Source organism: Streptomyces sp. Ag109_O5-10, assembly GCF_900105755.1.
In the GTDB taxonomy this organism is placed as follows: domain Bacteria; phylum Actinomycetota; class Actinomycetes; order Streptomycetales; family Streptomycetaceae; genus Streptomyces.
In genome coordinates, this window is the sequence record NZ_FNTQ01000002.1 from 55483 (window position 1) to 64049 (window position 8567).

Below are 8567 nucleotides of genomic sequence, written 5' to 3' on the forward strand. Positions count from 1 at the left end.
ACACGAGCCGGACCGTAGCCAAGCTCCGCCGCGGCCGCCGCATCAAGGGAGAGTAGGGCCAGTACGCCTACGGCGCCCCGCCGTACGGCTGGCAGGTCCACAAGAAGGAACTGACCGAGGAGGAGGTGGAACAGGGTGGCCGCGCCGGCGCCCGACAGCTCCGCGACGAGGAAGAACTGTCGCTCCGCGAAATCTGCGCGGTCCTGGAAGCCGAGGACATTCGCCCCAAGGGCGGGGAACGCTGGCACCCGTTGACCGTCCGTGGGATGCTCGCCAACTCCAGCGACCTGCTGCCGACCACCCTGCGCCAGCGCGCCACGCGGGCAATGAGCTGAACCCTCGTCGGGAAAGGACGAACAGAGCATCACACGCCAGAAAGCTTCGTGATGCTTATCACCAGCTCAGAGGCAGAAGCGGCCCCGGACCAGGCAGTGCGGCAAGGCCCTGGCCTGCAGCTTTCCTCCAAGACCTGGGAGAGAGCAGACCTCGGAACAGAAGGTAACCCAACTTTCAGCGGTCGTTCCCCCGGGTCCCCTCTGAGCCCCCTTTGGGCCGCCTGACTGGGCAACTGACCTGCAGCGAAGGTGTGTTGAGCCCAGTACCTTTTGTCACCTCAACGACCTGGAAAGGCGGGGAAGCTCGGTCAGAGCGGCCAAGCAACAGCCGTGCCTCCCCGCCGCGTCACCAGGCTCGTCCCGGTACAAGGAGAAGGAGCCCAGCAAGGTGACCAACCTTGACACAGCCGATCGCAGAGGGAAACTCCAGCCCACGAGTGCCGCACTGGCATGGGCGCCGTACATCATCGCCGCCCTTGCACTGTGCGCGGCCGTCACCGTCGCAGCGGTCGGCGGTCCGACGCCGTTGGCCGTTGCACTTGCTGGAGCGGCGGTCCTGGGCGGAGGGGTGCAGATCACTGTGCACATCCGCCGGTAATGACGGTCGGTGGGCTTCGACACTTGATCTTGGACTACGGGGAAAATGCCGTCGTTGCGCTGGGGCATCTGGTTGGCTGCGGCGAGGACGGGACACCCCGTACGGCAACCTTCGAGGGGCGACGGCATGGCGACAGGCACTGTGAAGTGGTTCAACGCGGACAAGGGCTACGGCTTCATCACGCAGGACGACGGGGGCCCGGACCTGTTCGTGCACTACGCCTCGATCCAGACCGACGGTTTCAAGGTGCTGGCTGAGGGGGCCAGGGTCGAGTACGGCGTCATCGAGGGGCGCAGGGGGCCGGAGGCGAACCGGGTCGTCACGATCGGTTAGCTGGGCCGCGCGCCCGGCTCCTGGCCACGGGCGAGTGGCGGGCGCGCATGCTTACCTGGTCTGACCGATCAGATTGACCTGGCAATTGTGACGGAGCACCGTAGTTTGCGAGTGATCGCCCAGAACCCGCTGGTCGCGGACATCGCGACCGACGGGGTGGAGGTCTCCGTCGAGCGGGACGATCCGCCGCGGCCGGCGCCCCGCCGACCGCGGGCGCTGCCTCCGGGACGTCCCCGGCTGCCTCGTTGACCGCCGCCCTCGCTGATCAGTTCCGCGTATCTGGCTGCGTCCAGGAGTCGATCAATTCCGCGTATCTGGCTGCGTCCAGGAGTCCCGTCACGCTTGCGGGGTCATCCGTTCGCAGCTCAACGAACCAGCCTTCGCCGAAGGGGTCCGAATTAACTACCTCGGGCTGGACGTTAAGGACGTCGTTCACCGCAAGGATCTCACCGCTCACGGGGGCAAGCATGGCCGTCATGGCCTTCGTTGACTCCACCTCGGCCATCGGCTCCCCGACAGACACCCTCCTGCCGACTTCTGGAAGGTTGACGAGGACCACGTCGTTCAACTGCTCCTGGCAGAAATCCGTCATGCCCACCCTGACAGTGTGATCACCAGTTCCGGTTACCCACATGTGTTCTTGGCTGTACCTGAGGTCCTCAGGAATCATCAGCTCTCCATTCGCTCACTGCGGTGATCCAGATCGTCACCTGTCCCGAATGACAGGGTATGTCCGCTCGGGTGGAACGAGCGGCTTGAGCGAGAGGACACGTCTCCAGACTGGCGGCGTTCGCGGTGGAACCACCCGCCGGGGCCTGCCTCCAGGGAATGGCCGGCTGTCTGCCTGCGTTACAGAGAGCGTGGTTGTGGAGGGGACAGTGTCCCCGGGCCTCACGTATTGCCCATGGGGACGATCGTTCGGCTGAAGCCTCATGGAGCCTTTCGCCGCGTAGGCGACCGCCCTTCACGACCACGGCCCGTCCCGCGATTTTCAGGGACGGGCCGTTTCCGCAGCGGTGTCAGTTCCAGCGCATGCCGAGAGTGTCCAGTTCCGCGCGGCGCTGCGGACTCAGCTTGGCGGCCCTCCTGCGGACGTTGTCGAGCCAGGCACCAAGTTTGTGCTCGACGCCGTCCACGATCTCTACCGCCTTGCGGGGCACAGACAGATGCCCTTCGCGTGCGTGGAACTGGCGCGCCGCCGCAAGGTTCGCGATCCACCGTGCGTCATGCGACCGGGACGCACCTGCGACGGGCTCCCCCTCGGCCGGGGGCTCGATCCCGACCGATTCCAGGAGCCACTGCTGCGCGGGCATCAGCCGCTCCCACCCGGCCCGCTGTGCGGCGATCCAGACGCCGAGGTCCTCGCCCTGGACGATGAGTTCACCCGGCCCGGCCGGGAGAGCGCCGCCCACCTTCCGATGGGCGAGCGTGAGCCTGTAGGCCCGCTGCCATCCGATCTCCCAGGCCGGGCACCACCCGGGGTCGATCTCAGCCAGAGCCTCCATGCGGCTCTCTGACAGCTCCCCGGCGTATGGGACGCCCGTTTCCCCGGCCTCCCGCCGTTCGGCGTTCTCCGCCGTCCTGCGGGCCGCTGCACGGGCGTTCTTCGTCCAGGTACCGATGGGAAAGTTGTCCCCACCCCACACCGCCCCCGTCGGCGGGAGCAGGTGCCCGTGGACTTCGGCGTACGCGCGGGCCACGGCGAGGCCGGCCTCCCACGCGGACGCCTGCACCGACCACACCATCCCGAGCGCCTCCAGCTCGTCGACGCGCGCGGCTTCCAGCGTCCCGGCCGCGTAGTACCGGCGCTGGTCCGCGATCCACACCCCCAGCGGATGCCCGCCGGCTGCGCCCCAGTCCTCCGGCGAGACGAACGTGTACGGCACGCGCAGTTCGCTGTGGCCGGTCTCGCGCAGCCACCGGGTGGCCACCTCGATCCCGCGCCGCCAGTACGCCTTCTCGGGGTCGATGACCCGCAGCCGGACGAACTGCGCGAGGGCGGCCGGGTCGCGTTCCTCGCTGAACCGAAGCACCTCGGCCGCCGCCGCACCGACCCGCGCGACGTCCTCTTCGGCGTCGTCGTCCTGGTCACGGTCGTCGTCGCCGTGCGGCTTCGGGCGGGCGTTGCGCACGCGCGGGTCGGCGAGCGCTTCGATCGTGTCCGTGTCGTGCGCCTGCAACGCCCCGAGGATCTTCGCGAGGGTGCCGTAGGCGTCGGAGGTGAGCAGTTCGTTGGCGTCCTCGTCCTGACCGAGGAACACCGGCACGATCAGGGTGGCGAGCTTGCCGACCCCGGGCCGCATCCGCAGGGCGCGTCCGACCATCTGCACGATGTCCACCATGGAGCCGCGGGCGTCCGCGAAGAGCACCGCGTCGCACTCGGCGGTGTCGACGCCCTCGCCCAGCACCCGCACCGACGACAGCACCCGCAGCTCGGCGCGCACGTCCGCGCCGTCCGGGCCGGGGTCTGCGAGGTAGTCGGAGGCGAACTCTTCGAGGACCTGGCGGCGGTGGGCGGGAGCGTGCTCGCCGTACAGCCACTGGGCCCACACCTGGTGTGCCGGCGGGAACGTCTCGGGGTCGTCCTCGGCAAGCCGGGCCGCGGTTCCGGGCACGGCGGCCGCCATGGCTTCGGCCTCGCCGACACGGCTGTGGAAGCTGAGCACGCGCCGGAAGCGCTCCTCGACGGCCGCGCGCATGAGCCCGGTCTGCACGGCCGCCAGTCGTGCGCCGCGTACGGCGTAGGAGCCGGTCGCCTCCGTGGTGAGTGCGGCGTAGAGGTCGGGGTCGCGGATGTCCAGGCACAGCACCTGGTACGGCGCCACCAGCCCCAGCCGGATCGCCTCCGACAGCTTCAGTTTGTACGCCACCGGCCCGAACAGGGGCGAGTCCTCATCCATCGAGGCGACCAGCCGCGGGCGGTCTCCGTCGGCTTCCCACACGCGTGCCGTGGCGGTCATGTACAGCCGCCGCACGGCCGGGACCTGGGTCTGGTCGTGGACGGCCGCCCACGGCTTCAGCCCATCACCGCTCACCCGGTGCGCTTCGTCCACGACCATGAGGTCCCACACCCTGAGTCCGGCCGCGTGCGCACGCTGGAGGGTGCCCATGCCGACCGACGCGTACGTCGCGAACACCGTGACCGTCTCCGGCCCCGCCGTCCATGCGATCAGCTCGTCCGGGTCCGTCGTGCACGGCACGCCCTGGCTGTCCGCGCCCCGCAGCGAGCAGACGCCGATCATCGCGCCCCGGCGGCCGCCCGCCCGCCACGCGGCAGCCATCTGCAACAGCAGGTCCAGAGTGGGCACCAGGACCAGCACCCGGCGGGCGGACAGACGGTCGGCCGCCGCCACCCCGATCAGCGTCTTGCCGGACCCGGTCGCGGCGATGACCTGCGTGCGCAGCCCCTCGGGCGGAATGCCCTGGCCGGGCTGTTCGGAGAGGTGCCGCAAGACCGCGTCGACGGCCTCGACTTGATGCGGGCGGAGCGTGACGGCCACGATGGGGGTCCTCCTGGTCTGTGAGCTCTGGTGACTGGGTGGATGGGCGGCCGTGCGCCTGGCAGTGGACGGCCGCCCTGCCATGTTCAGCAGGGTGTCCGGCGGGGTTCTAGTTGTCCGTGGACGTCGTGAAGCGCCCGCCCTCGGTCCTGGTGGCCCCGTGGCGCCCGCGTCCTGGGCGCGCCTCGTGCGCCGCGCGGACCTGCGCCGCGAGGTACAACGACTGGCCTCTGCGGCCGGGTTCGCGGCTGTGGGCGGCGATGCCCCACCGCGACAGCTGCTTACGGGCCGAAGCGGTCGCAGAATCTCCCGTGAACCCCAGGTAGGCGGCCACCACCGAGACGGTCCACAACTCCTCTGGCGGGGACGCGGGGGAGGGCGGAGGGTCTGTGGTCATCAGTACGGGCCTTTCGGGGAACCGGAACGGACACTCCCATAATGACTCACAGAGAGTCGTTATGGCGGCACTTTCGAGGAAGCAGCTCGACTTACCACGACTGCTCCACTCCCGTGCACGCAAGAGGCCGGCGCCCAGTCCGTACAGCAACTCCCCCCGAACAGCAGCAGGGCTTTAGGCGCCGCGACCAGGGAGATCGAATACTTTCGGCCTGGATCTATCCGTGTGGCCGGTTTGTGGTGCATGGTGTGCGGGCGGGCGCGATCCAATCCCCCAGGTGAGGGCCCCTGATGGGCCCTGCCGTCCCGCTCCTGCGATGGCGGGGCCCGCCGCCCCTCCCGGCCTCCCCACGGGAGGGTTGGCGGCTGCCCGCGCGCTGACTACCGGCGAAGCACGGGCGCGGAATAGCAATGACGGCGACGGAAAGTTGTAGGCCTCCGGCAGGATCGCCCGTCATGGACTCCGCCATCGTCACCAGGTCTATTACGTCCTCAGCACCTTCGCCGTACGTTCAAGGCTTATGGGCGAGTGCTCGCGGCGCTGGTTCGGAGTCACGCTGGTGGGTCCGGTGTGATCGCGAGGAAAGCGTTACTGGAGTGGGGGCAGGAGCATGCCGAGATCGAATGCCGGGCGGCCGTCGCGCGGGGAACTGATACGACGGAGTGGACAGGCGTGGTTCGTGGGCAGGCGGGAGCAGTTGTCCCGGTTCGCGCATAACCTGGCCAAGGACCCGCTGTCACTGTCGGACCCTGCCGCATTCTTGTTTCATCTGCGCGGGGTGGGCGGGGTGGGGAAGTCGACTCTGCTGCGGCGGTGGCGGGAAGCAGCCCGGCAGGCGGGTGCGGTGACCGCGCTCGTGGACGACAGTGACGTTCCCGGTGTGCTGCAGGCCCTGACGGAGCTGGCCCGACAGTTGGCTGAGCAGGCGGGTCCGCTCAAAGGGTTCGACAAGGCTGTCGAGCGGTACCGCCGGGAGCAGGAAGCGGCCACCGAGCCGGCACCAGTGGAGGGCGGGGCATCGCCGTCCAGCCGGATCGCAACCCAAGCCGGGCTGGCAGCGGCGTCGGTGATCCCGGGGGCCGGACCGGTGGTCTCGTTGGTGGATCGTGAGGCCGCAGCACAGCAACTGGACCGGCTGCGGGCTGCGGGACGAGGGCGCCGGTCCCGGGACAGCGATCTCGCCGGGGTGAGCCGGGCATTCGTCGAGGAACTGTGCGAGTTGTCGGAGGTATATCCGTGGGTGGTGCTGTTCTTCGATACCTGGGAGCAGACCGGTCGCTACCTGGACGACTGGCTTCCCGGCGTGCTGCAAGACGAGTCCGGGCCGCTCCCGGCCAACGTGATAGTCGTGCTGGCCGGCCGGGACAAGCTCGCGGACCGGCAGTGGGGGGCGCTGCGTTCGCAAGTAAACGACGAGTCACTGGAGGCGTTCACCGAGGCCGAGACACGGGAACTGCTCGCCATGCGGGGAGTGAGCCAGGCCGACGTGGCGGAGGCGGTATGGCAGATGTCGAAGGGGCTGCCGCTGTACGTGGAACTGCTCGCGCTCACCCGGCCCACGACTATCGGCCAGATCAACCAGAGCACGGACGCGGTGGATACCGTGGTCGAACGGTTCGTGCAGTGGATCAACGACCCCCACCAGCGTGAAACGGTACTGGCCTGTGCGCTGGCCACGCAGCTCAACGAAGACATCTTCAGCGCAGTCGTCCCTCCGGAAGCACGAGCATTGTGGGCATGGCTGTGCGGGCAGCCTTTTGTCAGTGGCCACGGGGACTTCAAGCGGTACCACGCGATCGTGCGCGCCAGCATGGTGCGCTGGCAGCGCACCCGCTCCCCCCAGTCCTGGACCGTTTCTCACCAAAGACTCGCTGATGCCCACGCTGCATGGCGTGCCGACGCCGAGCAGGATCTTGCCGAGAACAAGCGGTGGGGTAATTCCAGGTGGCGCCAGCACCACCTGGCCGTCACCTATCACCAGTTATGCGGTCGCCCCGCTGCCGCCCTCACACAGGCACTGGAACAGACCGTCCATGCCGCCGAAAAGGGCACCGCGATCCTGCGGCAGTGGATCGACGCCTTCGAACAGGCAGCCCGCGACACCACCGACCCCACTCTCCTTTCCTGGGCCGACCGCCTCCGGCACGCCGCCGCCGGCAACGACCCCGCTCTCGCCTGCCTCACCACTCTGCTCACCCACGGCTCTTTGGCACCCACTGCCCGGGCCTGGGCCCACACATATCGCGGCCGACGCCTCTACCACACCAACCACGAAGAAGAAGCCCTTACCGAACTCAACCGCGCTATCACCACCGACCCACACAACCGCCACGCCCTGGCCTACCGCGGCGACATCCACCGCTCGCTCAGCCACGCCGAGCAGGCCTTCGCCGACCTGAATGCCGCTCTTGCCCTCGACCCCACCGACGCCTGGGCCCTCGCCGTACGGGGGATCGCTCACCACCAGGCGGGGCGGTACGAGCTGGCCCTCGCCGACCTGACCGCCGCCCTCGACCTCGACCCCACCGACGCCTGGGCCCTCGCTGCACGGGGGGTCGCTCACCACCAGGCGGGGCGGTACGAGCTGGCCCTCGCCGACCTGAATGCCGCCCTCGACCTCGACCCCACCAATGCCTGGGCCCTCAACACACGGGGGGAAACCCACCGGCAGGCGGGGCGGTACGAGCTGGCCCTCGCCGACCTGAATGCCGCCCTCGACCTCGACCCCACCGACGCCTGGGCCCTCACGACACGGGGGGAAGTCCACCGGCAGGCGGGGCGGTATGAGCTGGCCCTCGTCGACTTGAATGCCGCCCTTGCCCTCGACCCCACCGACGCCTGGGCCCTCGCTGCACGGGGGGTCGCTCACCGGCAGGCGGGGCGGTACGAGCTGGCCCTCGTCGACTTGAATGCCGCCCTTGCCCTTGACCCCACCAATGCCTGGGCCCTCGCCCAGCAGAGGCTCACTCGTCAGGAGGCAGAGCATCCCAATGACTCGGGGGCGTAAACGGTCGCTTGCGCTTCCGAAGCACGCAACCGGCGGTGGGCCCTGGGTGTCCTGAGAGGATATGAGCGCACATCGGCCTCGACGCCGGAACCGGCAGCGCGCCTTACGGCTGTGGCCGGTCGGCCCGGTCCTCGCTCTGACCTTCATCGTGGCGGTCCTGGTCGCAGCCGGGGTCTTCAACGCCGGATACCAAGCTGGCCAACGGCGATGGTGAAGCGTTCGGTGTGCAGGCGGGAGCTGCGCGCCCTGCCCCCCACGACGAGCAGTGAGCGAGTCCGATGCACGGGCCCGGCTGCCGCCCCCAAAGGGCCTGGGGCAGACCGACCGGGTCCGCGGCTGGATCAAGGCCCGGACGAGTCGGCAACCGGCTCACCGGGCAGGGCTTCGGCGTAGTCGT

General features: G+C 69.1%; 6 protein-coding genes. 3 read left to right on the top strand and 3 right to left on the bottom strand.

The window, feature by feature from the left end:
- The first annotated feature begins 125 nt into the window (after window positions 1–125).
- Both BLW82_RS42930 and BLW82_RS42935 read left to right on the top strand, forming a co-directional pair.
- On the top strand, window positions 126–335 hold the full coding sequence (locus tag BLW82_RS42930) for a hypothetical protein (protein WP_093508632.1): 210 nt from the start codon (window positions 126–128) through the stop codon (window positions 333–335).
- A 724-nt stretch (window positions 336–1059) separates the two neighbouring features.
- Window positions 1060–1266: a cold-shock protein gene (locus BLW82_RS42935; RefSeq protein ID WP_093508633.1), complete on the top strand. Its 207-nt coding sequence runs from the start codon at window positions 1060–1062 to the stop codon at window positions 1264–1266.
- 265 nt (window positions 1267–1531) lie between these two features.
- On the opposite strand, the gene gcvH is transcribed toward BLW82_RS42935, so the two are convergent.
- The 3 genes from gcvH to BLW82_RS42950 all read right to left on the bottom strand — a co-directional run bounded on the left by gcvH (window position 1532) and on the right by BLW82_RS42950 (window position 5163).
- Window positions 1532–1936 (bottom strand): glycine cleavage system protein GcvH, encoded by a 405-nt coding sequence (gene gcvH, locus BLW82_RS42940; protein WP_093508634.1) that lies wholly within the window; start codon window positions 1934–1936, stop codon window positions 1532–1534.
- Window positions 1937–2285: 349 nt separating this feature from the next.
- Complete coding sequence (locus BLW82_RS42945) at window positions 2286–4769, bottom strand: DEAD/DEAH box helicase (protein WP_256216284.1); 2484 nt, start codon at window positions 4767–4769, stop codon at window positions 2286–2288.
- Window positions 4770–4875: 106 nt separating this feature from the next.
- Window positions 4876–5163: a hypothetical protein gene (locus BLW82_RS42950; protein ID WP_143063764.1), complete on the bottom strand. Its 288-nt coding sequence runs from the start codon at window positions 5161–5163 to the stop codon at window positions 4876–4878.
- A 679-nt stretch (window positions 5164–5842) separates the two neighbouring features.
- Here BLW82_RS42950 and BLW82_RS42955 point away from each other — a divergent pair.
- Window positions 5843–8170: an ATP-binding protein gene (locus tag BLW82_RS42955; RefSeq protein ID WP_256216282.1), complete on the top strand. Its 2328-nt coding sequence runs from the start codon at window positions 5843–5845 to the stop codon at window positions 8168–8170.
- Window positions 8171–8567 lie beyond the last annotated feature (397 nt).

Excerpts from the sequence above, each read along its gene's own strand:
- BLW82_RS42950 (WP_143063764.1), bottom strand. The coding sequence starts at position 5,163 with ATGACCACAGACCCTCCGCCCTCCCCCGCGTCCCCGCCAGAGGAGTTG.
- gcvH (WP_093508634.1), bottom strand. The coding sequence starts at position 1,936 with ATGATTCCTGAGGACCTCAGGTACAGCCAAGAACACATGTGGGTAACC.
- BLW82_RS42935 (WP_093508633.1), top strand. The coding sequence starts at position 1,060 with ATGGCGACAGGCACTGTGAAGTGGTTCAACGCGGACAAGGGCTACGGC.